The organism is Pseudomonas carassii (genome assembly GCF_036324045.1).
GTDB lineage: Bacteria > Pseudomonadota > Gammaproteobacteria > Pseudomonadales > Pseudomonadaceae > Aquipseudomonas > Aquipseudomonas peradeniyensis.
The window spans coordinates 116,564-140,747 of sequence record NZ_JAZDCT010000013.1 but is presented as its reverse complement, the minus strand read 5'-3'; the positions used below and the strand labels follow the sequence as shown (position 1 = coordinate 140,747).

23 protein-coding genes and 1 pseudogene are annotated in these 24,184 nt (G+C 64.6%); 6 read left to right on the top strand and 18 right to left on the bottom strand.

Annotated features, from left to right (window positions below; all coding sequences use genetic code 11):
* Positions 1-155 precede the first annotated feature (155 nt).
* A complete protein-coding gene (locus V0R62_RS12280; protein ID WP_330103904.1) occupies positions 156-1,220 on the top strand; it encodes a YkvI family membrane protein in 1,065 nt (354 codons plus the stop codon).
* A 57-nt stretch (positions 1,221-1,277) separates the two neighbouring features.
* On the opposite strand, the gene V0R62_RS26830 is transcribed toward V0R62_RS12280, so the two are convergent.
* From V0R62_RS26830 to V0R62_RS12270, 3 genes and pseudogenes are all read right to left on the bottom strand, one after another.
* Positions 1,278-2,018, bottom strand: a complete 741-nt coding sequence (locus tag V0R62_RS26830) for a methyl-accepting chemotaxis protein (RefSeq protein ID WP_371263136.1) — start codon at positions 2,016-2,018, stop codon at positions 1,278-1,280.
* Between the two features lie 114 nt (positions 2,019-2,132).
* Positions 2,133-3,164: pseudogene (locus V0R62_RS26825) on the bottom strand (HAMP domain-containing protein); the annotation flags it as partial.
* A 150-nt stretch (positions 3,165-3,314) separates the two neighbouring features.
* A complete protein-coding gene (locus V0R62_RS12270; protein ID WP_330103903.1) occupies positions 3,315-4,193 on the bottom strand; it encodes a LysR family transcriptional regulator in 879 nt (292 codons plus the stop codon).
* 100 nt (positions 4,194-4,293) lie between these two features.
* Between V0R62_RS12270 and V0R62_RS12265 the strand changes: the two genes are divergently transcribed.
* On the top strand, positions 4,294-4,722 hold the full coding sequence (locus tag V0R62_RS12265) for a PACE efflux transporter (RefSeq protein ID WP_330103902.1): 429 nt from the start codon (positions 4,294-4,296) through the stop codon (positions 4,720-4,722).
* A gap of 157 nt (positions 4,723-4,879) precedes the next feature.
* Here V0R62_RS12265 and V0R62_RS12260 read toward each other — a convergent pair whose 3' ends face one another.
* Together V0R62_RS12260 and V0R62_RS12255 are read right to left on the bottom strand one after the other, a co-directional pair.
* Complete coding sequence (locus tag V0R62_RS12260; RefSeq protein WP_330103907.1) at positions 4,880-5,857, bottom strand: hypothetical protein; 978 nt, start codon at positions 5,855-5,857, stop codon at positions 4,880-4,882.
* Positions 5,858-6,047: 190 nt separating this feature from the next.
* Positions 6,048-6,491 carry a GNAT family N-acetyltransferase gene (locus tag V0R62_RS12255; protein WP_330103901.1) on the bottom strand — a complete coding sequence of 148 codons (444 nt, stop codon included), beginning with the start codon at positions 6,489-6,491 and terminating at the stop codon, positions 6,048-6,050.
* A 99-nt stretch (positions 6,492-6,590) separates the two neighbouring features.
* On the opposite strand from V0R62_RS12255, the gene V0R62_RS12250 reads away from it, so the two are divergent.
* Entirely contained in the window at positions 6,591-7,175 is a 585-nt protein-coding gene (locus tag V0R62_RS12250; protein ID WP_330103900.1) for an isochorismatase family protein, read from the top strand.
* Positions 7,176-7,181: 6 nt separating this feature from the next.
* Here V0R62_RS12250 and V0R62_RS12245 read toward each other — a convergent pair whose 3' ends face one another.
* The 5 genes from V0R62_RS12245 to V0R62_RS12225 form a co-directional block, all read right to left on the bottom strand.
* Positions 7,182-8,039, bottom strand: a complete 858-nt coding sequence (locus V0R62_RS12245) for a lectin MOA-related protein (protein ID WP_330103899.1) — start codon at positions 8,037-8,039, stop codon at positions 7,182-7,184.
* A 195-nt stretch (positions 8,040-8,234) separates the two neighbouring features.
* Positions 8,235-8,939 (bottom strand): GntR family transcriptional regulator, encoded by a 705-nt coding sequence (locus V0R62_RS12240; protein ID WP_330103898.1) that lies wholly within the window; start codon positions 8,937-8,939, stop codon positions 8,235-8,237.
* 19 nt (positions 8,940-8,958) lie between these two features.
* Positions 8,959-9,660 (bottom strand): FadR/GntR family transcriptional regulator, encoded by a 702-nt coding sequence (locus V0R62_RS12235; protein ID WP_330103897.1) that lies wholly within the window; start codon positions 9,658-9,660, stop codon positions 8,959-8,961.
* A gap of 70 nt (positions 9,661-9,730) precedes the next feature.
* Positions 9,731-11,041, bottom strand: a complete 1,311-nt coding sequence (locus V0R62_RS12230) for a C4-dicarboxylate transporter DctA (RefSeq protein ID WP_050705037.1) — start codon at positions 11,039-11,041, stop codon at positions 9,731-9,733.
* Between the two features lie 298 nt (positions 11,042-11,339).
* Positions 11,340-12,206: a LysR substrate-binding domain-containing protein gene (locus V0R62_RS12225; protein ID WP_330103896.1), complete on the bottom strand. Its 867-nt coding sequence runs from the start codon at positions 12,204-12,206 to the stop codon at positions 11,340-11,342.
* Between the two features lie 277 nt (positions 12,207-12,483).
* Between V0R62_RS12225 and V0R62_RS12220 the strand changes: the two genes are divergently transcribed.
* On the top strand, positions 12,484-13,806 hold the full coding sequence (locus V0R62_RS12220; protein ID WP_330103895.1) for an MFS transporter: 1,323 nt from the start codon (positions 12,484-12,486) through the stop codon (positions 13,804-13,806).
* A 399-nt stretch (positions 13,807-14,205) separates the two neighbouring features.
* Here the strand turns inward: V0R62_RS12220 and V0R62_RS12215 are convergent, their stop codons facing one another.
* Positions 14,206-14,520, bottom strand: coding sequence for a helix-turn-helix domain-containing protein (locus tag V0R62_RS12215; protein ID WP_186733400.1), 315 nt, complete (start codon positions 14,518-14,520; stop codon positions 14,206-14,208).
* A 276-nt stretch (positions 14,521-14,796) separates the two neighbouring features.
* On the opposite strand from V0R62_RS12215, the gene V0R62_RS12210 reads away from it, so the two are divergent.
* Positions 14,797-16,362, top strand: coding sequence for a methyl-accepting chemotaxis protein (locus V0R62_RS12210; protein WP_330103894.1), 1,566 nt, complete (start codon positions 14,797-14,799; stop codon positions 16,360-16,362).
* 12 nt (positions 16,363-16,374) lie between these two features.
* Positions 16,375-18,057, top strand: coding sequence for a putative bifunctional diguanylate cyclase/phosphodiesterase (locus V0R62_RS12205; protein ID WP_330103893.1), 1,683 nt, complete (start codon positions 16,375-16,377; stop codon positions 18,055-18,057).
* Positions 18,058-18,108: 51 nt separating this feature from the next.
* Here V0R62_RS12205 and V0R62_RS12200 read toward each other — a convergent pair whose 3' ends face one another.
* The 7 genes from V0R62_RS12200 to ctlX form a co-directional block, all read right to left on the bottom strand.
* Positions 18,109-18,600: an Lrp/AsnC family transcriptional regulator gene (locus V0R62_RS12200; RefSeq protein WP_050705041.1), complete on the bottom strand. Its 492-nt coding sequence runs from the start codon at positions 18,598-18,600 to the stop codon at positions 18,109-18,111.
* Positions 18,601-18,613: 13 nt separating this feature from the next.
* A complete protein-coding gene (locus V0R62_RS12195) occupies positions 18,614-19,381 on the bottom strand; it encodes an ABC transporter ATP-binding protein (protein ID WP_330103906.1) in 768 nt (255 codons plus the stop codon).
* A gap of 49 nt (positions 19,382-19,430) precedes the next feature.
* Positions 19,431-20,144, bottom strand: a complete 714-nt coding sequence (locus tag V0R62_RS12190) for an ABC transporter permease (protein ID WP_330103892.1) — start codon at positions 20,142-20,144, stop codon at positions 19,431-19,433.
* A complete protein-coding gene (locus V0R62_RS12185; RefSeq protein WP_330103891.1) occupies positions 20,141-20,848 on the bottom strand; it encodes an ABC transporter permease in 708 nt (235 codons plus the stop codon). The genes V0R62_RS12190 and V0R62_RS12185 overlap by 4 nt, the downstream gene beginning before the upstream one ends.
* A 73-nt stretch (positions 20,849-20,921) precedes the next feature.
* Positions 20,922-21,704: an ABC transporter substrate-binding protein gene (locus V0R62_RS12180; RefSeq protein ID WP_408005669.1), complete on the bottom strand. Its 783-nt coding sequence runs from the start codon at positions 21,702-21,704 to the stop codon at positions 20,922-20,924.
* Positions 21,705-22,108: 404 nt separating this feature from the next.
* Positions 22,109-23,155, bottom strand: a complete 1,047-nt coding sequence (locus tag V0R62_RS12175) for an ornithine cyclodeaminase (RefSeq protein WP_330103889.1) — start codon at positions 23,153-23,155, stop codon at positions 22,109-22,111.
* Between the two features lie 19 nt (positions 23,156-23,174).
* A complete protein-coding gene (gene ctlX / locus V0R62_RS12170) occupies positions 23,175-24,092 on the bottom strand; it encodes a citrulline utilization hydrolase CtlX (protein ID WP_330103888.1) in 918 nt (305 codons plus the stop codon).
* Between the last annotated feature and the right edge of the window lie 92 nt (positions 24,093-24,184).

Sequence of the window (24,184 nt, the reverse complement as noted above, 5' to 3'; positions counted from 1 at the left end):
GCATCGCGCTCGGCGTGTAGGAGCGGGGGGGGGGGGGGGGGGGGGGGGGCCGGGGGGCGGGGGGGGGGGGGGGGGGGGGCGCGCCCCCCCCCCCCCCCCCCCCCCCCACGACACCCTGCAACGACCCGACACAACAATAAAAACCAGAGGTGCACATGCAAGAGCAGCTGAAGATCGCCGGCGCATTCGTCGGCGTGATCGTGGGGGCGGGCTTCGCGTCCGGGCGGGAACTGCTGTTGTTCTTCGTCGATTTCGGCGTCTGGGGCCTGGTCGGCGCGCTGGTCAGCGCCGCGTTGTTCACGTTTCTCGGCATGGCCCTGGCGGGGCTGGGCAACCGCCTTCAGGCCACTTCGCACAAGGAGGTGATCCAGGCCATCTGCGGTCGCCACCTGGGCGTGCTGGTCGACTGGCTCATCACCTTCTTCATGTTCGGCGTGACCGTGGTCATGCTCGCCGGCGGCGGCGCGTTGCTCGAGCAGCAATTCGGCATCCCGGCGCTGGCCGGCAGCGTGCTGGTCACGGTGCTGGTGGTGGCCATCGTCTGCCTGGATGTGCAAAAGGTGATGGTGGCCATCGGCGCGATCACCCCGCTGCTGATCCTGGTGGCCTCGGCCATCGCGTTGTACGCGGTGTGCACCCGCAGCCTGAGTTTCGCGGCGCTCGACCAGGTGGCCAGCCAGCAGGAGGCGGGCACCCATCACTGGTTGCTCGGGGCGTTCCTGTATGTCTCCTACAACATCGTTGCCGGGGCGCCGATCCTGGCGATCCTCGGCGGCTCGGCCCGCAACGGGCGGGTCGCCGTGGTCGGCGGCCTGCTGGGCGGCGCGGCGCTCGGCGGGCTGATGCTGGTGATGAGCGCGGGGCTGCTGTCGCGCCTGGACAGCGTTGCCGCGCTGCCGATGCCGATGCTGTCGATTGCCGGCGAGGTGTCGCCGCTGCTGGGGCTGGTGATGTGCCTGATCATCTTCGGGATGATCGTCAACACGGCGGTGGGAACGCTGTTCTCGTTCCTGTCGCGGTTGCTGCCGGCGGGTACGGTGAAATTCCGCTGGGGGGCGGTGGTGGCCGGTGGGGTCGGGTTCGTCTGCAGCCTGGTGGGGTTCATCAGCCTGGTCGGGCAGGTGTATCCGCTGTTCGGTTACCTGGGGTTGGTGCTGATGGCGGCGGTGCTGGTGGGGTGGGTGCGGCGGGGCCGGGGGGCGAAGGTGGCGGTGGCCTGAGGGCCACGCTGGCGAGGCAAGCCCGCTCCCGCAGTGCATGCGGGAGCGGGCGGCAGGTCAGATGCGGAAGCTGCCGACCAGTTGCTTCAGGCGCCCGGCCTGCTGGCTCAGGGCGTCGCAGTGGCGCAGGGTTTCGTTGAGGTTCTCCACCCCTTGCTGGTTCAGCGCGTTGATCTGGGTGATGTCCAGGTTCAGGCTCTCGACCACGGCGGTCTGCTCTTCGGTGGCGGTGGCCACCGACTGGTTCATGCCGTCGATCTCGCCGATGCGCTGGGTGACGCTGGCCAGGCGCTCGCCGGCCTCGTTGGCCACCTGCACGGTCTCTTCGCTGGAAACCTGGCTGGTGTTCATGGTGTGCACCGCCTCGCGCGAGCCGACCTGCAGGCTGGTGATCATGCGGTGGATCTCTTCGGCCGACTCCTGGGTGCGGTGGGCCAGGTTGCGTACTTCGTCGGCGACCACGGCGAAGCCACGGCCGGCTTCACCGGCACGGGCGGCCTCGATGGCGGCGTTGAGCGCCAGCAGGTTGGTCTGCTGGGAGATGCCCTTGATCACGTCGAGGATCTTGCCGATCTCGTCGGTGCTGGCGTTGAGGGTCTCGATCTGCTCGCAGGATTCGCTGATGCGCTCGGACAGGGCGGTCATGGCGCTGATGGCCTCTTCGACCACCTGGCGGCCACCGTTGGCCTGCTCGCTGGCGCCGCTGGCGTGTTGCGAGGCGTCGGCGGCGTTGCGGGCGATCTCCTGGGTGGCGGCGCCCAGTTCGTTGATGGCGGCGGCGACGCTGTTGGTGCGCATGCTCTGCTCTTCGGAGCCGGAGAGCGAGGCGTTGGAGGCGCCTACGACTTTTTCCGACAGGTCATGCACCAGGCGGGTGGCCGACGACACTTCGCTGATCGAGGCGTGAATACGCTCGACAAAGCGGTTGAACGAGGTGGCCAGCTCGCCGAATTCGTCCTTCTGCTGCACGACCAGGCGGCGGGTCAGGTCGCCTTCGCCTTCGGCGATGTCCTGCATGGCGCGGCCCATGGTGGTCAGCGGGCTCATCAGTACCGGGATCAGCAGGCCCAGCAGGCCGGCGATGACGGCCACGGCGATGAGCATGGCGATGATGGCCGAGGTGCGGAACTGGCTCAGCGGGGCGTAGGCTTTTTCTTTGTCGATCGACAGGCCGATGTACCACTGCGCCGACGGCAGGCCGTCGACCGGGGCGAAGGAAATGATGCGCTCCTTGCCATCGAGGCTCACTTCCTGGATGCCGCTTTCCACGCGCAGCGGTGAGCCCGGGTAGATGTCCTTGAGGTTCTTCATCACCCGGTCCTTGTCCGGGCTGACGATCACCTGGCCATTGCGGTCGACCAGGAAGGCGTGGCCGATGCCGCCGAAGTCGACGGCGTTGATGATGTCGACCAGGGTGTTCAGGCTCAGGTCACCGCCGACCACACCGATCAGCTCGCCGCTACCCTTGGCCTTGACCGGCATGGCGATGGTCACCACCAGGCCGCCGACCGCCGCCATGTAGGGCGGGGTCAGCATGGTCTGGTTGGCGGCCACGGCCTGGGTGTACCAGGGGCGCTGACGCGGGTCGTAGCCATCGGGCATCTTGGCGTCGGGGCGCTGGGTGAACAGGCCGGTGTTCTGGCCGAAATAGGTGAACTGGAAGTTGCTGGTGTACGACGGTTGGTCGACCAGGCCCGGCACGTTGCTGCCGGCACCCTGCTGGGCGATGTCCTGGGCCAGGTTCTCCAGCACCAGGATGCGTCCGCTCATCCAGTTCTGCACGCTGCTGGCGGTCTGCGCGCCGGCCTGGCGCACCGAGGACTCGATGTTCTGGCGGATGGTGTTGCGTTGCAGGTAGTCGTTGTAGAGGGTGAACAGCGCGAAGGCCAGTACGACGACGGCGCAGGCACTGAGCAGGATCTTGTGGCGGAATTTCAGGTTCATGTTTCGAGACCTTGAGCCAGTGAAAGGAGGGCGCCGCGTGCTTGTGGCACGAATGGCGGAGCCTGTTGCAACGCTATCGGCCGATTCTGAAAAATGTTGAAAGACTAAATGTCGCAGTGCTTGGCGGAATTGCCCTGACAGGGTGACAAATCATTTCGAAGCCAACAGGCTCACCAGTGCCCTGGCCGCCTGGCCGAGGGGTTGCTGCTTGAGCCAGAAGGCATTCACCGGCAACTGCAGTTCGTTGCGGGTGTTGTGGAATTCCAGGCGCACCAGGCGCCCGGCGTCGATCAGCGGCGCGACCCGCGACAGGGGCAAATCGCCCCAGCCGAGGCCGGCCTCGACCATCTGCACGGCAAGGTCCAGGCTGTCGGTGCGCCAGTGCGAGGTGCCGATCAGCGAGCGCGGGTCGGACAGCGGCAGGTCGCGGCTGCGCACCAGGATCTGGCGCAGGTTGACCAGGTCCTCAAGGTGACGGATGCGCCCTTCGCGCAGGGCGGGGTGCTGCGGCGACAGCGTGGCCACCAGCGATTCCATGGCGATGTGCTGGAAGCTGCGCCGCGGGTCCACCTGCAACCCGGCGAAGGCCAGGCACAGGCCGGCGCGACCGCTGTCGAGCAACTGCAGGGCCTCTTCCTGAGGCGCGGCGAGCAGTTCGATGTCCAGCAGCGGGTAGCGCTCGCCAAGGCGGGTAATGGCTTCGAGCAACGGGCGCTGGTCGATATCCGGGACCACGGCGATGGCCAGGCTGCTTTCCAGCCCGCGCGACAGCTCCAGCGCATGCACCTCCAGCAGCCCGAGCTGTTCGGCGATCAGCCGGGCATGGGGCTCCAGGGCCTGGGCCTGGGCGGTCGGACGCGCTTCGCGTGAGCCGCGCTCGAACAACGGGTAGCCGAGCTCCGCCTCGAGGTTGCCAATGGCCATGCTCACCGCCGAGGGCACGCGACCAAGGGTCCGCGCGGCGGCGGAAAACGAGCCGCGGTCAAGCACGGCGAGAAACAGCAGGATGGTGTCGCTGGAAAAGTTCATGGCAGTCTCCTTTCAGTGGATCTGAAAGCTGCCGACTTTTTCTGTCAAGTTTATTGATTCATCCTGCGCGCCTTCGTCATACCCGCAGCAAGGTAATCCCGTGCAAGGACTCAAACGCAAACTGGTCTACGTGACCTTCTATGAACTGATCGGCCTGTGCATGTCGACCCTGGGCCTGGCCTACCTGTCCGACACCCAGGCCTCGCACACCGGCCCGCTGGCGGTGATGATCACCACCATCGCCATGCTCTGGAACCTCATCTACAACACCTTGTTCGAGCGCTGGGAGAGCCGTCAGGCCAAGCGCGGGCGCAGCCTGGGGCGGCGGGTGGCGCATGCCATCGGCTTCCAGCTGACCCTGGTGGTGTACCTGATCCCGCTGATTGCCTGGTGGCTGGACATGACCCTGCTGGAGGCATTGCTGGTGGACCTGGCGTTCATCATCCTGGTGCCGTGCTACACGTTCCTCTACAACTGGGCGTTCGACCGGATCTTTGGCTTGCCGACCTCGGCGTTGGCGACGGCCTGAGCCTGCTGTAGGAGCGGCCTTGCCGAGGCGTCGGACCGGCCGGAAAGGGCTGCACAGCAGCCCCGGCGATCTATGTAGAAATGCTGAAATCCTGGGGCTGCTTCGCAGCCCTTTCGCGGCACAAGGCCGCTCCTACAGGGAGCGCGTTGGCTTCGGATCAGGGGGATCGATATCCCAGCAAACTGTCCTCCACCTGCCCCGACAGGTAATACACCCCGGCCATGGCCCCGCTCTGGCGGTTCTCCATCAGCTCCTGCCATTCCTGGTTGAGCGCCACATTGAGGATCACCCGCAGCTGCTCGACCATCTGCGGCTGCTCGCGATCATGGGTGATGATGCCGTAGCCAGTCGCCGCCACCGAGATCAACGCCCCCGCCGCCTTGCCCACCGCCGCCGCGATCGCGCTGGCGGCGCCGCGTGGGGCCAGGGTGGCGCCGAGTTTCTCGCTGGCTTGGGTGGCCACCGACGACAGCCCCGCGTCGGTCTGCCCGGGACCCTTGGCGGCCTGCTGGTGCAGGTGCTGGCGCAGCGATTGCCAGGCCGGTTGCTGGTCCAGCGACTTGGCCCGTAGCAGTTGGTAAAGCGAGGCGTTGCGCGCGTCCGGCGGCCCCAGGGCGATGATCGGGATGCGGTTCAGGCGCTGGCTGAACTGCTCGGGCGGCGCGTTGTAGCGCTGGATGATCGTCGGTAGCTGCTGGCCGAGCAGTTGCAGGTAAAGCTCACTGGCGCGGTCGCGGATACCCTCGGGGTTGATCTGCTCGGCCACCGGGTCGATCACCCGTTCGCGGTATTGCGCCTGCAGATACAGGCCCAGGCGCTTCTCTGGCGGCTCGTTGCCGTTGCCGCTGTTCATCGTGTACCAGGCCACCTTGAGCGTGAGCCATTGTTGGGTCCAGTAGCCGGTGAACCAGGGGATGAAGTTGTTCTCGGTGCGCTGCTGCACCTGTTCCTTCCACACGCGCATGGAGCGTCGGGCGTAGTCGTTGGCCGAGCCTGCGGCACCGATCGAGGCTTCGATGATGTCCTGGTCGATGCGCTGCCAGACGGCGGGGGGCAGGTTCTGCGGTGGCGGCGGCGCCGGGGGGCGTTTGCCGGCGCAGCCGGCGAGGGCCAGCAGGAGGCAGAGCGCAAACATCACGAGGATTGATTTCACGCGGATTGCCCCCTTGGCGAGAGGCTGGGTGGTTATCCGAAGTATAGGTTTGTCTTGAAGGCCTCATCGCGGGGCAAGCCCGCTCCTACAGGTACTGCGCAATACCTGTAGGAGCGGGCTCGTCCCGCGATGGGCCGCAAAGCGGCCCCCTTTGCAGGCGTGAATGACATGCTCACCCCTCCAGCTTCAAGTGCAGCAATGGATACGGATCACCCTGGCCATCCACCTCGGAACGGCCGGCCTGGACGAACCCCTGCTTCAGGTAGAACCCCACCGCTTGCGGGTTCTGTTCATTGACGTCCACCTCACGCACCCCCAATTCCTCGACCACAGTGGCCAGCAGCGCCTTGCCGATGCCCTGGCCGCGGCAGGCGGGGTCGACGAAGAGCATTTCCAGCTTGCCGTCATGGACCCCGGCAAACCCCTGGATATGACCGTCGCTGTCTCGCCAGGCACGCAGTTCGACAAAGCCCAGGTACTGCTCGCGCACCAGCGGCCGCAGACGCTCGATATAGCCATCGGGAAGAAAGTCATGGGTCGCCCGTACCGAGGCTTCCCACAGATCGGCCAGCCGATCGAAATGTTCCGCGCCCACCGGTGCAATAGCGTGTTTCATGTTGGCCTCCAAGGCACTCTGATGAATCGGCGCTCATGGTACGGCGCGCCTTGGGGCTGCGCTATGCTCGGCCTTTCATCTCTCTCCCTGGAGCGCCGCATGCCCGCTGAACCGATCCCCCGGGCCGAAGCCCTGTTGCTGGTGGACGTGCAATGCGCGTTCATGGAAGGGGCCGACGCCGTACCCGATCACCTCGCCCTGCAGGCGAGCATCGCCCGCCTGCTGGCGCGGGCACGGCAGACCGGCGTGCCGGTGATCTTCCTGCAGAACGACGGCGCGCCCGATAGTCCGGACGCCCCGCACACGGCCGGCTGGCAGTTGTACTTCCCGGCGGGCCGGGGCGAGCACGTGCTGTTCAAGACTGACGACGACGGCTTTGTCGAGACCGGGCTGCAGGCCTTGCTGGATGAGCTGGGTGTCCAGTGCCTTGCCCTGTGTGGCCTGCTCTCTGAAATGTGCCTGGCCGCCACCGCTCGTGCCGCGTTGCAGCGGGATTTCGAGGTGTTGCTGGCGCACGATGCTCACGCCACCTACGACGTGCCGCCCGGCCCAGGCGGCTCGCCGGGTGTGCCCGCCGCCCTGGCGGCGCGGGCGGCGGAGTGGTCGTTGGGGGACGAAGTGTTGATCCTGCCTGGCGTCGACTCGGTGGCGTTCAGCTCGGTCGATGTAGCAGGTGGAGAGTGACAGGTCTCAGATCAGCACCTGGTACGGCGCATAGGGCCAATCTTGCGCCAGCATGATCTCGCCGGTTTGTGGCTCCAGGGTCTTGAGATGGCCATCCAGGTCCAGGAACAGGTTCACCGCGTGTGCTTCGTCCCCACACGTCCCTGCGATCCAGCCCACGGCGTAGGGGTAGGTTGCATTGCCGTGGTAGGCGTCGAGCGAGGCCTGGCCTTTATAGACGAAGGCAAAGTCATCGCAGTCGAAGCTTTCGCTGCGCCAGCGGCAACGGCCAAGGCCCGTGTCCTGCCAGATTTGCTTGGCGTGGTGTGACGAGATGGCCTGGTAAGCGCTGTCGGCTTCACAAAGCGCGTCGGCGGCAACGGTCGGCCAGGTTGTCTTGATGAGGTCGAACAGGCGTTGGCCGGTGATATGGTAACGATGCAGGGTGAAGCGCGTGGGTTCCTTTGCGGGGCTTGCCAGGTACAGCCAGTCCCAGGTGCTGCTGCCGGCCTTGAAGGCTTTGCGCTCACCGTCGATTTCGACCTGCAGGGTGAATTGCTGGGCGTCGTTGCCGTTGCTGACGGGGCACAGGTTGATGCGCGGATAGCCTGGCCAGTTTTGGCCGGAGGCGAACAGCCAAGGGTCCCTGCCGATGGGACCATTGGCGTAAAGGCTCCAGGGGCGATCGTTCGCCGAGACATCCAGCGTGGCTGGGCGCCCATGGCCTGAGGCCGACACAGCGATGTAGAGCACATCCGAGTTGAAGGTATCGAAGTCGCCCAGATAGGCCCAACCCCAGGATCCTTGCTGCTGGGCGCACAGGACTCGCCCATGTTCGTCGAACAGTACATAGGACTCGTCACTGGCCAGTGTGTCCAGCGACATTGCCGCGCTGAGTTCACCGCCTGCCGGGCTTGGTCTTGGCGCTGGCGCGGCCTCCGGCGGGGCCGTGGGAATGCGATCGGGTGAATGGCTGACTGATTGGGCAAGGGTTGCAGTTGTGTTCATGGCGCCTTCGGCTGGACAAGCCCGACGGGATGTCGGGATGCCCTGGAGTCTCGCCCGGATCCCGCCGCCTGATCATCCGGCACGGCTTCCCTTGGGCCCGTCCAGTTCCAGCTTGCCCTCCAGGCGATCCAGGTGCTCGTGCATCAGGCTCAGGGCGGTCTGGCCGTCGCCACTTTCCACTGCATCGATGATCGCCGCGTGCTCCTGCCACGCGCAGTGCTCGCAGCACGGCGATTCGTAGCGGGCGATGATCAGCGAGGTCATCGGCACCAGGCCATTGAGAAAGCGCGCCAGCGGTGCGTTGGCGGCCATCTGCGCCAGCTTCATATGGAATTCGCCGCCCAGGCGGATCGCCGTGCAGCGTTCGCCGCGCTCATGGTGCTGGCGCTCGCGCTCGACCAGCAGGCGCAGTTGGCGGATCTGCGCCGGTCGGGCGCGCTGGGTGGCCAGGCCGATCAGGGTGGTCTCGGCCAGGCGTCGAGCGCTGAGCACCTGGCGCGCCTGCTCGGGGTCGGGCGCGGCCAGGTGCGCGGTATGACTGGGGCGCTGCACCACCACCTGCTGGTCGGACAGGCGCCCGAGCACCCGGCGGATCACCGTGCGGCTGACGCCGAAGGCATTGCCCAGCGCCTGCTCGGGCAGGGCGCTGCCGGGCGGCAGGCGCTGTTCGAGGATGGCGTCGAACAGCCGGGGGTAGATCTGTTCCGCCGACAGGCGGGTCTCGCCGGCACCGAGCAGGGCAGGCAGGCGGGGGGCGGCTTGGGCGCAGGCGGTCATGGTCGCTCTCCTTCTTTGTTCAGGTGCCTGGTTGGTCGTCCGGGATGTTCAGGGCGATGCCCATGCGCTGGCCCTCGGCGAGGATGTGCTGGCGCATCTGCTGGCTGGCCTTGGCGCTGTTGCGCTCGCGGATCGCGCGCACCACTGCCTCGTTCTCGCTCAAGCGCGCGGCCAGGTGCTCGGGCGAGTTGCGCAGCATGGCGGCGCTCTGCTTGAGGGCATTGCCGGTCTGCTGCACCACGCTCTGGAAGATCGGGTTGGTGGTCAGGGCGAACAGCGCCTCGTGGAAGGTGATGTAGGCGTTGATGCCGGCCTCGCTGTCACCGGCCTCGAGGGCTTCGCGCATGTCCATCAGGGTCAGGCGCAGCTGACCGATGTCCTGGCTGCCGGCCGATTGCGCCACCAGCCCGGCGATGAAGGGCTCGAGGGTGTAGCGCAGCTCGAGCACGTCGGCCAGGCTGGCCTCGGCGATGGTGTCCGTTTCCTGCGCCTGGGCGGCGTCGGCATCCAGCACCAGCACTCCTTTGCCGGGCATCGAGCGCACCAGGCCCAGGGTTTCCAGGACGATCACCGCCTCGCGCAGGCTTGGCCGGCTGATCCCCAGTTGTTCGGCCAGCTCGCGCTGGCCGGGCAGCATGTCGCCGCTGCGCCACTGGCCGCGGGCCAGGGCCTGGCGGAGTTTCTCCACCACTGAATTGACTACGGTCGAAGAGCTGATCACGGTTCGCTCCTTGGTTGACGCGGCATCTTTGCGCTTGGCCGGCCGGCGCTGGGCGCCGGCGGCCTTGGGCTTAGAATTCCTGTTGATGGGGTTGGCCCTGCTTGCGGGTGATCGGGGCGAAGCCAGGCTTGTTGGCCAGCACGTTGTGGGCGCGTTCCAGGTCGATGTCTTTCTCCCAGCGGGCGATGGCCACGGTGGCGACGCAGTTGCCGATCAGGTTGGTCAGCGCCCGGCCGATGCCCATGAACCAGTCCACGGCCAGTACCAGCACCAGGCCTACCACCGGGATCGCCGGTACCGCGGTCAGGGTGGCGGCCAGGATCACCAGGGCCGAGCCTGGGATGCCGTGGGCACCCTTGGAAGTCACCAGCGACACCAGAAGAATGGTCAGCAGATCGGTCATCGCCAGCGGCGTGCCGGTGGCGTTGGCGATGAACACGATGGCCAGGGTCAGGTAGATGGAGAAACCATCGAGGTTGAACGAGTAGCCGGTGGGGATCACCAGGCCGACGGTGGAGCTGCCGATGCCGAGGTGCTCGAGCTTGCGCATCACCTGGGGCAGCACGGCGTCGGAGGAGGCGGTGCCGAGGACGATGGACAGCTCCTCGCGCAGGTACTTGATGAGCGGCAGCAGCCTCAGGCCCGACAGGCGCATCACCGTGCCGAGGATGATCAGCACGAAGCCGGCGCAGGTCAGGTAGAACAACGCCACCAGGCCGCCCAGGTGCTGCAGCGAGCTCAGGCCGTACTTGCTGGTGGTGAAGGCGATGGCGCCGAACACGCCGATCGGGGCCAGGCGCACGATCATGCCCATGATGCGGAAGATCACGTGGCTGAGTTCGTTGATCAGCCGCGAGATGCCCGAGGCCGACTCACCCACCAGGTTCAGCGCGCTGCCGAACAGCACCGAGAACAGCAGCACCTGGAGGATGTTGTTGTCGGCGAAGGCGCCCACTACCGAGGTGGGGATCAGGTCCATGAGGAAGGTGGTGGTGTTGTGGATGTGCGCGCCGCGCTCGGCCAGGGCGCCGGCATCGGCGCTGGACAGCTGGTCGAGGTGGATGTTGGCGCCGCTGCCGATGCCGGTGGAGAAGGCGAACACCAGGCCGATCACCAGGGCCAGGGTGGTCAGCACCTCGAAGTAGATTACCGATTTCAGGCCGATGCGCCCGACCTTCTTCAGGTCGCCGGCGCCGGAAATACCGCTGACCACCACGCAGAACACGATCAGGCCGATGAGCATCTTGATCAGCTTGATGAAGCCGTCGCCCAGGGGTTTGAGTTGCAGGGACAGGTCGGGGAAGCTCAGGCCGCAGACAATGCCGAGGGCAAGGCCGAGCACAACCTGGAGGAAGATCGAACGCGAACACCATTTGAGCATGGGAGGAGTCTCTGGTCGGTGTCCTTGCCCCCCAAGCCACACGGAGCGAAAGAGCGCAGGACTTAATTATTGTGGTCTTACCGGTTTGTTCACTGCCGAGCCATAAAACGCCGATTTTTTTCACTTTGCAAGCGATTTCGGCCTTACCGGTCTGACCAGTTAAGGTGCAGTGAAGACGCGTCTGCTCTAGCGTGGTGCGCGGGGGGATTTCACGGCTTGGAAAGCACCTGATCGAGGGGGGCGATCAGCTTGCCGGGGGGCTTTTCGCTTTGCGTTTCAGGCGGGTTGTTGTTTCGTTTCAGCGGGTGGAGTCCGCTTGTTGCCTGAGCCATTGGCAAAAAACGGTCACTGCCCTGTTTTCCGATTTATGTGGCGGGATCAACAGGTAGTAGCCGGAGTGGATCAGGTAGCGGGATTCGAAGGGGATTTGTAACGTACCATTCTCAAGTTCATCTCTGATTAGAAACTTCGGCAGCAGGCCGACGCCTATTCCAGCGGATACCGCCTGGATCAAATGCGTGGTCAGTTCAAAGTGTGGACCCAGGCGAAGGCTGTCGGGCATTACGCCTTGGTACTTCAACCATTCAAGCCACAAGCCGGGCCTGCTGACAAGTCGAAGTAGCAGAGCATGCCGAAGGTCTTCTGCGCTTTGATAGAGGTTGGCCGTGTGCGCGCTGACGACGGGGACCAGTTCTTCATCCATCAATTTGTAAGCGGAGACCCCCTCCCATGTACCTTCACCAACACAAATGACCGCATCGAAGCTGATGCTTGCAAAGTCTATGGCGCCGACGCGCGTATGCAGATGTACAAATATGTCAGGGTGCTGCTTGTAGAAGTCACATAGCCGTGGCAACAGCCATTTGCTACCGAAAGTGGGCAGAACGGCCAGGTGCAAGGAGCATTCACTGCTCCCGTACGACATCGCTTGCATGCTTGCGTTACGAATACGCGTGATCGCGTGACTGACCTCCATGAGATAACGTTGGCCAATAACCGTCAGCACGATATGTCTGCCAACTCGTTCAAACAGCTCTACCCCCAGGATCTCCTCCAGCGACTGTACTTGGCGACTCACGGCACTTTGTGAGAGACAAAGTTCATCGCCTGCCCGGGTAAAGCTGCCCAGGCGCGCGGAGGTCTCGAACGCCAGGAGCGCGGTCATCGATGGGATATGCTTCCTGGGATGCATAACAACTACCTCGCGCGCGCTCAGATTGTAAATGTAATGATATATCGTCCTGCAGGGTAGCCGTTTTTATGACGGTCCGCAAAGGTAAAGTCGAGCATCATTCATGTTTTTTTTGCATGAATAGACTGACTTTTTATGGTTTTTCTCTTGGTTAAGCGCGTGGCAGTCTTATGCGTGAGGGACGCTCAAGTTTGTTTCGAGTCATGATGTTCATGCGTGTGTATAAAAATAAGAACGAGGAAATGCCGCCATGGTTAAAAATGTGGAGCAGCAGGTCGTGCATAAAGCGGCGCTGGGGATTTTGCCGCTGTTGATTTGCCTGTACATCGTGTCCTATCTGGATCGTGTCAATATCGGTTTCGCTGCGCTTAGCATGAATGCGGACATTGGTTTGAGTGCGTCTGTTTATGGCTGGGGTGCTGGATTGTTTTTCGTTGGATACTGCTTGTTCGAGGTTCCCAGCAATCTGCTGATGGTGAAGTTTGGTGCGCGTCGCTGGATTGCGAGAATCCTGTTTACCTGGGGCGCCATTTCCATGTGCATGGCTTTTGTTCAGGGGGCTGGCAGCTTTCTGCTGTTGCGCTTTCTCCTGGGCGTCGCCGAGGCAGGGTTCTTTCCAGCAGTGATTCTGTACCTTACGCTTTGGTTTCCGTCTCGTTACCGCGCCAGAATCATTTCACTGTTCATGCTTTCCATCCCGGTTGCCTTGGTGCTCGGTGCTCCGCTTTCCACATTGCTACTTGAACTGGACGGTTTGTTGGGTTTGCAGGGGTGGCAGTGGTTATTCATTATCGAGGGGTTGCCCGGTGTGCTGCTGGTACCTGTGGTGCTCCGATATTTACCTGACTCGCCGGGTGCTGCGAAATGGTTGACCGCCTCCGAGAAGGCTTGGATCAAGCGGGAATTGGCGTTGGATGAGGTGGTGAAAACCAGGCAGTCAACGTGTAAGGCCTCTGTTTGGCAGGTGTTTTGTGATCCACGGGTTCTTATCTTGTGTCTTGTCTATTTTTGTGCGACGGCATCGAATCTTGGGTTGTCCATGTTTCTGCCTCAGATAATAAAGCAGCATGGATTTGATGGTATGGCGGTGGGGTATATTTCAGCGATCCCCTACCTGGCAGGATGTGTAGGCATGATTGTCATGGGTGTAGTTTCTGACAAGGCGCTCAAGCGCAAGGTATTTTTAAGCACGGCTTTCTTGATGATTGCGGGTGGTTTGAGTGGGGCTGCGCTGTTCGAGAATATCAGTTTGAGTGTTTTGGCGATGAGCATTGGTACGATCGGCATCATGGGTTGCAAGGGGCCCTTCTGGGCACTTTCAGGCTCAACAGTGAGTGGGGTCGGCGCGGCGGCAAGTATTGCATTGATCAATTCGGTCGGGAATTTAGGCGGATTCCTTGGGCCAGGCATGGTAGGTATGGCCAAAGATTGGTCGGGCAGTTTCGACAGTGGTTTGTATTTGTTGAGTGGTTTTGCGCTGTTGGGACTTGTTCTGGTCGTGGTGTTCGTCTCTGAGGGAAATGGTGCCCACACTGAATTGACATGTCAGGAAGAGCGCGAAGAGCTGGCTTGAAAAATCTGAAATTGCCTGGCTCTGTCGTTTTTAATGAGTGGGCGTTGTTGTTGACAGGGGATTGAGTTTTCTATCTTGGAGGTATCATGAAAGACGATTTGAATTCTGGTTTTATTTTGTTCAGAGACCGTCGTGGACATCCGAGAGGACCTCAAGCGCAAGAGCGCTGGGAGTCCGTGCGAACTGAAAGGGGTGCTGCAAGCACGCTTGAAAGACTGGACGTTGGGCTCTTGCTATTGGTTTTGGTCACGGGAGGGTTTGTGGGCGCAGGCATATGCCTGAGTGTTCTGGGAGCGTGGTGACCAACGACCCGGGCATAAGCCAGATCAAGAGGGAGATCTCGGTCTTGCTATCAGTGTGATCAGGACGCCTCTGCTTGAGCGTGGTACGCGAAGGATCTCACGACTTGGCCAGCACCTGATCGACGGCGGCGATCAGCTTGCCGAGGTCCTTGGGAGGGGCGTTGTGGATCACGCCGAAGAGGTAGGCGCGCTGTTCGTCTTCGTCGTCGGGGTCGCTGAAGAAGACTTTCGGCTTGACCCCCAGGGCCTCGGCGAAGCTCACCAACGACTCGATGCTGGGAGTGTAGGTACCGGTTTCGAAACGGCTGATGGTCTTGGGGTCGAAGCCGGTTCGCTCGCCCAGTTGCGCCTGAGTGAGGCCCGCCAGTTTGCGGTAGCGGCGCAGGGCTGGACCTAGACCTGTTCTCGTCATCACTCAATTCCCATTTAGAATCAAGCACTTAACGATATATGTCGATATGGCGCAACGCCATGATTCGTCACCTTTATTTGCAAAATGTGATGGAATTCGTAGAATTCGCCGCTTTGATTGATCAGTCATTCAAGTCGTCGTCCAGGGCGATCCGGCCATTTGCCGGTCCGTGTGCAAGCGTTGTCGGACATTGGAACTGATCCAGGATGAACGGTTCCGGCGCCCCTGGCCTCCTGTCAGGTCATGCGTCGGGCCGTGTATGAATGGAGTCTCATCGTGCGTCAGAACCTGCCGGTCAATCCGGTCGAGCAAAGCTTTCCCGAGCATCAGCGACTCATTTCGGCGACCGACACGGCCAGCCTGATCACCTATTGCAACGCCGAGTTTGCCGCCATCAGCGGCTACAGCCAGGACGAGCTGATCGGCAGCCCGCACAACCTGGTGCGTCACCCGGACATGCCCGAGGCGGTGTTCGAGCTGATGTGGCAGTACCTCAAGGCTGGCCGCAGCTGGATGGGCATCGTCAAGAACCGCTGTCGCAACGGCAACTTCTATTGGGTCAACGCCTACGTCACGCCGATGCTCGACAACGGCCAGGTGGTCGGCTACGAGTCGGTGCGCGTGCGTCCGACCCGCGAGCAGGTGGCCCGCGCCGAAGCCCTGTATGCCCGGCTGCGTGAAGGCAAGGCGGCGCTGTCGCCGACCCGGCGCCTGGCCCTGTTGGGGCGGGCCATGGCGCTGCCGCTGCTGGCGGGGGCCGTGGCCATTGGCGCCGGTCAGGTATTGCCGGACCTGCCCGCCCAAGGCCTGACCCTGGCGCTGTTCGCCGGCGTCGGCCTGTGGGCGCAGAGCCGCATGGGGCGCCACTTGCGGCGCATCGTTCAGGTTGCAGACAACACCTTCAGCGACCCGGTCGCGGCCTTGACCTATAGCGACCTGCCCGGTGCCGCCGGGCAGCTGGAGCTGATCCTGGTCAGCGAGGAGGCGCGCTTGAAGACCGCGCTCACCCGCCTGAGCGACCTCGCCGCGCAGATGGCCGGCGCCGCCCAGGATGCCGGGCGGTTGTCGCGCAGTACCGAGTCGGCGCTGCTCGAGCAGCGGGCCGAGACTGACCTCACCGCCACCGCCATGACCGAGATGGCCGCCTCCATCGGCGAGGTCGCCGGCCACGTGCAACTGACCGCCGAGCAGGCGCACACCGCGCACCTGCTGGCCGGGCAGGGCAGCCAGGTGGCCGACGCCAGCGGGGCGGCGATCCAGAGCCTGGCCGGCACGGTCGGGCAGATCAACCAGGCGGTCAACGACCTGGCTGGTCAGACCGGTGCCATCGCCGAGGCGGCGGGTATGATCCGCGCCATCGCCGAGCAGACCAACCTGCTGGCGCTCAACGCCGCCATCGAAGCGGCCCGCGCCGGCGAGCAGGGGCGCGGCTTCGCGGTGGTTGCCGATGAGGTCCGCGCCTTGGCCGACAAGACCCGCCAGTCGACCCTGCATATCCAGTCGATCATCGACAGCCTGCGCGGCGGTGCCGAGCAGGCGGTGAGCATCGCCAGCCAGGGCCTGGAAGGCGCGCAGCAGGGCGTGACCCAGGTCGCCCTGACCCGGGAGGCCCTGCAGGGCATCCAGCACGCGGTGCAGCGCATCAGCGACATGAGCCAGCAGATGGCCGCGGCCTCGCAGGAGCAGTCCAGCGTGGCCGAGGATGTCTCGCGGCAGATCAACGGCGTGGCCGGCACGGTGCAGCAGAGCGCCCGCCGCGCCAATGCCGCGGCCGTGCGCGGCGCGGAACTGGAGCAAGTGTGCGCCGGGCTGCGCGCCCTGGTGGAGCGCTTCAACCGCTAGGTTGCGAGGCTTATGGACGATAACTACCGCGCGGCCGTCGATGCGGCCGCGATCTTTTCCGAAACCGACCTGCGCGGTTGCATCACCTACGTCAACCAGCAGTTCTGCAGCATCTCCGGCTACAGTCGCGAGGAACTGCTGGGGGCCAACCACCGCATCCTCAACTCCGGGCTGCACGAGCCGACCTTCTTCCTCGAGATGTGGCGCGCCCTGGCCGCCGGCCGGGTGTGGAAGGGCGAGATCTGCAACCGCGCCAAGGACGGCTCGCTGTACTGGGTGGACAGCACCATGGTGCCGCTGATCGACCCGCACACCGGCCAGGTGCGCAAGTACGTGTCGATCCGCTTCGACGTCACCGAGAAGCGCCAGTTGTTGCACACCCTGCAGTGGCGGGTGGGGCATGACGTGCTGACCGGCCTGCCGAACCGCGCCTACCTGTCCGACCTGCTCAACCAAGCCTTGGCGTTCTCCCGGCGGGAGAGTATTCCGTTGGCGGTGTGCATGCTCGACCTTGATGGCTTCAAGGCGGTCAACGACGGCTACGGCCATGCCACCGGCGACCTGCTGTTGGTGGAAGTCGCCCAGCGCCTGCAGAACATCCTGCGCGGAGGCGATGCGGTCGCGCGCCTGTCGGGCGACGAGTTCGTGCTGATCCTGCGCCATATCGAAGGCCCGCAGCAGTTGCATGCGGCGTTGCAGCGCATTCTCCAGGCGCTGGCCGCGCCCTATGTGGTGCGTGATCACCCGCTGAGCCTGAGCGCGAGCATCGGCGTGACCCTGTTCCCGCAGGATGACGAGGACGCCGACACCCTGGTGCGCCACGCCGACCAGGCCATGTACGTGGCCAAGCAGCGCGGGCGCAACCGCTACCACTTGTTCGACGTGTCCCAGGAGCTTGAGCTCAAGGCCACCCACCAGACCGTGGCGCGGGTGCGCCAGGCCCTGCGCCAGGGCGAACTGTGCCTGCACTACCAGCCCAAGGTGAACATGCGCAGCGGTCAGGTGATCGGGTTCGAGGCGTTGCTGCGCTGGATGCATCCGTCCAAGGGGCCGGTGCCGCCGGGGGAGTTTTTGCCCTTCGTGGAGCAGACCGACCTGATCGTCGAGCTGGGCGAGTGGGTCATCGACCAGGCCTTGACCCAGTTGCAGCAGTGGCAGCTGTCCGGGCGTGACTGGTCACTGAGCGTCAACATCGCTGCCCGCCAGCTGCAGCGCGGCGACTTTGCCCAGCGCCTTGAGCACCTGCTGGCGCGTCATCCCGGGGTGGCGCCCGGGCGCTTGGACTTGGAGATCGTCGAGTCCGTGGCGATCGACAACTTGCCGCGAGTCGGTCGTTGCCTCGACGCCTGTCGTGCGCTCGGCGTGCGATTTTCACTGGACGATTTCGGTACCGGCTATTCCTCCTTGAGCTACCTCAAGCGCCTGCCGGCGCAGACCATCAAGATCGACAAGTCCTTCGTGCGCGACATCCTTCATGATCATGACGACCTGGCCCTGGCCGGCGCGGTGATCGGACTGGCGCGGGCGTTCGGGCGCGAAGTGATCGCCGAAGGGGTGGAGACTGTCGAGCACGGGCGGGTGCTGATGGGGCTGGGCTGCGAGCTGGCCCAGGGTTACGGCATCGCCCGGCCGATGCCGGTGGAGGCGGTGGCGCAGTGGGTGGCGGACTACCGGCAGCCACAGGCGTGGTGCTGAGCTTGCCCCTGCAGGAACGGACAAAGCCATTCCTGCAGGGGTAGTGCCTGTTCACGCCTGCGGCGCCGTGCTCTTCACCGCCGCCAGCTCCGGATGCGCCACCAGCTTGTCGATATGCAGCTCGTCGTTGTTCATCCAGGTCTCGGTCAGCACCCGATAGTGCTCCATGTCGCGGCAGCGCATGCGCAGGCTGTAGTCGAAGTGCCCGCTGATCAGCTGGCACTCGTAGACCTGCGGGCAGGCGCGCACGGTGGCCTCGAAGGCCCGTTGCGCCGAGCGCCCGCTCTGGTTGGATAACGCTACCAGCACCAGTAACGACAGCCCGGGGGAGACCTGCTGCAGGTCGATGATTGCCCCGTAACCGCGGATCACCCCGCGCCGCTCCAGCTTGCGCACCCGTTCCAGGCAGGGCCTGGGGGTCAGGTGCACGAGGGTGGAGAGCTTCTCGTAGGTGATCCTTCCTTGGTGTCGCAGCACGTCGATGATCGCTTCATCGATGCGATCCAGCGGTGCGGCGGCGGGGGTGATGGCCTTGGTATCCATATGCGGCGTGACTTCACTTCAGACGATTGGAGAGGAACTGCCGCAGGCGCTCGCTCTGTGGCCGGTCGAGGATCTCGGCGCTGCCGCTTTCCTCGACCAGGCCCTGGTGCAGGAACAGCACCTGGCTCGACACCTGGCGGGCGAACCCCATTTCATGGGTGACCATGAGCATGGTACGTCCTTCCTCGGCGAGCGTCTGTATCACCTTGAGCACTTCGCCGACCAGCTCGGGGTCCAGCGCCGAGGTGGGCTCATCGAACAGGATGATCTCCGGCTCCATCGCCAGCGCCCTGGCGATGGCCACGCGCTGCTGTTGGCCGCCGGAGAGAAACGCCGGGTACTGGTCGGCGGCGCGGGCCGGCAGGCCGACCTTGTCCAGGTACTTGCGCGCTCGCGCCTCGGCTTCGCCAGCGCTGATGCCGAGGACCTTGCGCGGCGCCAGGCAGATGTTCTCCAGTACCGTCAGGTGGCTCCACAGGTTGAAGTGCTGGAACACCATGGCCAGGCGCGTGCGCAGGTTCTGCAGCTGGGCCGCTGGCGGGGTGCCCTTGCTCAGGTCGAGGGTCTGGCCGTCGAGGGTGATGCTGCCGGCGTTGGGCTTTTCGAGGAAGTTGATGCAGCGCAGGAAGGTGCTCTTGCCCGAGCCGCTGGCGCCGATCAGGCTGATCACGTCGCCCTTGCGCGCCTGCAGCGAGACGCCCTTGAGCACCTGGTGCTCGCCATAGTGCTTGTGCAGGCCGTCGACGCTGAGCTTGAGGGTGCCGGCATGGGCGCGCGCCATGGGGGCCTGTTCGAAGGTGGTGAGTGGCAGTGCGGTAGCGGTCATGGGTTCAGCCTCGTACAGGGTCAAGGAAGCGCATCCAGCGACGTTCGGCCACGCGGAACAGGCCGACCAGGGCGAAGGACAGCAGCATGTACAGCAAGGCGGCGACGCCGAAGGCCTGGAAGGTCAGGAAAGTCGCGGCGTTGGCGTCGCGGGCCACCTTGAGGATGTCGGCGACGGTGGCGGTGAAGGCCAGCGAAGTGGCGTGCAGCATCAGGATCAGCTCGTTGCTGTAGGCCGGCAGCGAACGGCGCAGGGCCGCCGGCAGGACCAGGAACAGGTTGAGCCTCCAGCCGCGCAGGCCGTAGGCCTGGGCTGCTTCCAGCTCGCCGGCGGGCAGGTTGCGGATGGCCCCGGCGAAGATTTCCACGGTGTAGGCGCAGGTGTTGAGCACGAATGCCAGCAGGGTGCAGTTCAGCGCGTTGCGGAAAAACTGGTCGAGCAGGGCATGCTCGCGCACCACCTCCAGGCCGTAGAGCCCGGTGTAGCAGATCAGCAGCTGGATATAGAGCGGCGTGCCGCGGAACACGAAGGTGTACAGCTGCACCGGCAGGCGCAGCCAGGCGTGGCGCGAAGTGCGCGCCAGGGCCAGGGGCAGTGACAAGGCGAAGCCCAGCACCATGCTGGCCAGGAACAGCCAGAGGGTCATGGCCAGGCCCGAGAGGCCGCTGCCGTCGTGGTACAGGTAGGCCAGGCCGTATTCCTGAAGGAGTTCGATCATCGCGCCAGCTCCTTGATGCCGATGTTGTAGCGCCGCTCCAGGTACTTGAGCAGGCGGTTGGACAGGCTGGTGATGACCAGGTACACCAGGCCCGCCAGGCACAGGAAGAACAACACGTCGTTGGTGGTCTTGCCGGCGTTCTGCGCGGCCTTGACCAGGTCGGCCAGGCCGATGATCGACACCAGCGCGGTGGACTTGAGCAGCACCAGCCAGTTGTTGCCCAGCCCCGGCAGGGCGAAGCGCATCAGTTGCGGGAACAGCACCAGCCGAAACCGCTGTGCCCGGCTCAGGCCGTAGGCGGTGGCGGCCTCCAGCTGGCCGGCAGGCACGCTGAGGATGGCGCCGCGAAAGTTTTCGGTGAAATACGCGCCATAAATGAAGCCCAGGGTGATGACCCCGGCGCCGAACGGGTCGATCTCGACATAGTCCCAGCCCAGCGCCTCGGTCAGGTCGTTGAGCCAGATCTGCATGCTGTAGAAGATCAGCAGGATCAGCACCAGGTCCGGGACGCTGCGGATCAGCGTGGTGTAGAGGGTGGCCGGCAGGCGCAGCAGTCGGGATCGCGACAGCTTGGCGCTGGCGCCGATCAGGCCGAGCGCGAGGCTCAGCGCCAGCGACAGCAGGGCCAGCTTGACGGTCATCCAGGTGCCTTGGGCCAGCAGCGGGCCGAAGCCTTGCAGGCCGCTTGTGAGGAAGTCGTGCATGGGAGGGATCTCGCGGGGAGGCTATCTCGGGGCCAGCCCGCTCCCACAGGGGGGAGGCGGGCGGCCTGCCGGGTCACTCGTTGTAGATGTCCAGGTCGCCGACGTATTTCTTCTGGATCTCGGCATAGGTGCCGTCGGCGTGGATCATGGCGATGCCTTTGTCGAGCAGGGCCTTGAGCTCGGGGTCGGTCTTGCGCAGGCCCATGGCGATGTCCAGCGGCAGGGTCGGGTCCTTGATCGCCGGGCCGCTCCTGAAGTCGGCGCCCTCGGGCTTGGAGAGGAAGTTCAGCTGAGCTTCGAGCTTGTCGGTGACGGTGGCGTCGAGGCGGCCGTTGAGCAGGTCGGCGTAGTTCTGGTCCTGGCCCTGGTAGGCCTTGACCTGCGCGCCCAGCGGCGCCAGCACGGCGCGGGCGTAGGCCTCCTGCAGCGAGCCCTGGAGCACGCCGACCTGCTTGTCCTTGAGCGATTCGGCGCTGTCGCCGAAGTCGGCCGACTTGCGCACGATCACCGAGGTGGGGCTGAGGAACAGGCGATTGCTGAAGTCGATCTGCTTCAGCCGTGCCGGGGTAACGGCCATCGACGACATGATGGCGTCGAACTTGCGGGCGCGCAGGGCGGGGATCATGCCGTCGAATTCGTTGTGCACCCAGGTGCACTTGACCTGCAGCTTGGCGCAGATGGCATTGCCCAGGTCGATGTCGAAGCCTTGCAGGCTGCCATCGGCGGCGACGGACTCGAACGGTGGGTATTCGGGGAACACGCCGAAGCGGATCTCGGTCCACTCCTTGGCCTGGGTGAGGGTGGTGGCGCACAACGAGAACAGCAGCACGCCGAGGCGTTTTCGCATGGAGGGCATGGTCTTGGGTCCCTGGGTGTTGTTATTGGTAGTAGGGCGATTAGCGCGTGTAGGTCCGTCGGTGACTCATGGGTCGGGCTCAGAATGCGCGAGATAGACAGGTTTTTTGTGTCGTTTGCCTGCGCGCGGGCTGCCGGATTCGGCTGTAAAGTTGCTTTTTGCAGCCGAATCGGCTGTTCCGACAAAGATTTATGGAAGTGCGACAGCGGTTTCTGTCAGGTTGAGCGACCGCCATGCTTGTCGGTCGCGGTGTACGCGGTCCCCTGTAGGAGCGGCCTTGTGTCGCGAAAGGGCCGCAGAGCGGCCCCGGCAATATCGGCTGCATAGCTGAACCCCTGGGGCTGCTGCGCAGCCCTCTCGCGACACAAGGCCGCTCCTACAGGGGGGGGGGCGTGCCAGGCCGGTCAGGCGGCGTTGACCTTACGTGCCGCCGCTTTCGGCTGCAGCAGGGCAAACAGGTCCTTCGGATTCTCCAGCTGCGGAACCAGCGCGATATCCCGCCCGATGTCCAGCGCCTTGGCCACATCCAGCACATAGCGCAGGGCCGAGTAGTCCTCCAGGGCGAAGCCGACCGAGTCGAACAGCGTCACCTGGGTGGCGTTCTCGCGCCCGGCGGCGATCCCCTCGACCACCTGCCAGAACTCGGTGGTCGGCGAGTCCGTCGGCATCTGCTGGATCTCGCCCTCGATCCGGCTCTGCGGTTCGTACTCGACGATTACCCGCGCCCGCTCGACGATGTCGCGGTGCAGCTCGGTCTTGCCCGGGCAGTCGCCGCCCACGGCGTTGAGGTGCATGCCAGGCTCGATCATCTCTGGGGTGAGGATGGTGGCGTAGGCCTTGTCGGCGGTGACCGTGGTGACGATGTCGGCGCCGCGCACGGCCTCGGCCACGCTGTTGGCGATGATCAGCTTGAACTGTGGGAAGCCGGCCAGGTTGGCCGCCAGTTTCTCCGAGGCCTTGCGGTCGATATCGAACAGGCGGATCTCCTCGATGCCGAGCAACGCATGGAAGGCGATGGCCTGGAACTCGCTCTGCGAGCCGTTGCCGATCAGCGCCATGCGTTTGCTGTCCGGGCGCGCCAGGTAGCGGGCGGCCAGGGCCGAGGTGGCGGCGGTGCGGATGGCGGTGGTCAGGGTCATCTCGCTGAGCAGCACCGGCGCGCCGGTGTCGACATCGCCCAGGGCGCCGAAGGCCATCACTGTGAGCATCCCATTGCGGGTGTTCTTCGGGTGGCCGTTGACGTACTTGAAGGCGTACAGGTTGGCGTCGGACACCGGCATCAGCTCGATCACGCCGTCCGCCGAGTGGTTGGCCAGGCGTGGGCATTTCTCGAAGTCGTGCCAGCGCAGGTAGTCCTGGCGGATGTATTCGGCCATCTCGGCCAAGCAGGTGGGCAGGCCCTTGCGGTTGACCAGGTGGGCGAGGTCGTGCACGTCGATGTAGCGGGTCATGATGATTCTCCTTGTCGAGTCAGTGGCGCGAGGGCAGGTGGACTTCGGCGAGCATGCAGCGCGCGCTGCCGCCACCGATGCGTTCGATATGGTCGATGTTCACCACCAACGGATGGCTGTGCCGCTCGACCTGGCGGCGCTGGTCGGCGTCGAGCGCATGCCAGGCGCTGCGCGACATCACCAGCAGGGAGCGGCCGTCACGGTCGTGGACTTCGAGCATGTTGCCGGCGAAGTTCTCCAGCTGGTCGAAGTTGAGCGCCAGCACCTGCTTGCCGGTATCGCGCAGCGAATGCTCCAGGGCGCGGCGTTCATCGGGGTGGGGCAGGGCGTCGAGGCAGGCCACGGCGAGCTGGCGACCGACGTTCATCATCACGTTGCTGTGGTAGATCGGCGCCTGGCGGCGGTCCACGGCGTGGAACAGGCACAGGCGATAGTCCAGGCGCTCGGCGAACTGGCGCAGGGCGCGTTCGTGGGTGCGCCCGGAGTGGCAGGCGTAGCTGATGCGGTGCTCGCGGTCCAGGACCATGCTGCCGGTGCCTTCGAGGAACAGATTCTGCTGTTCCAGCGGGCTAAGGTCGATGGTGCGCTGGATGGCGAAGCGCTCCTGCAGCACGCCCAGCACGCCCTTGCTGCGCTCCAGGCGGCGGTTCTCGCCCTCCATCGGGTACAGCACCAGGCTGCCGTCGGCGTGGCTGCTCCACCAGTTGTTGGGGAAGATCGAGTCAGGGGTATGGGGTTCGGGGGTGTCCTGCACCACCAGCACATCGACGCCGTGCTGGCGCAGGGTGTCGACGTAGCCGTCGAATTCTTCCAGAGCCTTTTCGCTGGCGGCCTGCGGGTCCGGCGGCGCCTGCTGGAAGCGGTTGTTGGCGGCGGTGTCGGGGTTGAAGGCGAACCGCGCCGGGCGAATCATGAGGACGGTATTTGTTGTTTGCATTGGGCACGCATCCACGGGTGGGCTGTGTGACCATTGTCGGAGGGATCGCGAGACAATCCCGGCTGAAGCGCGGAGGGTGGGCAGCCGGTCCA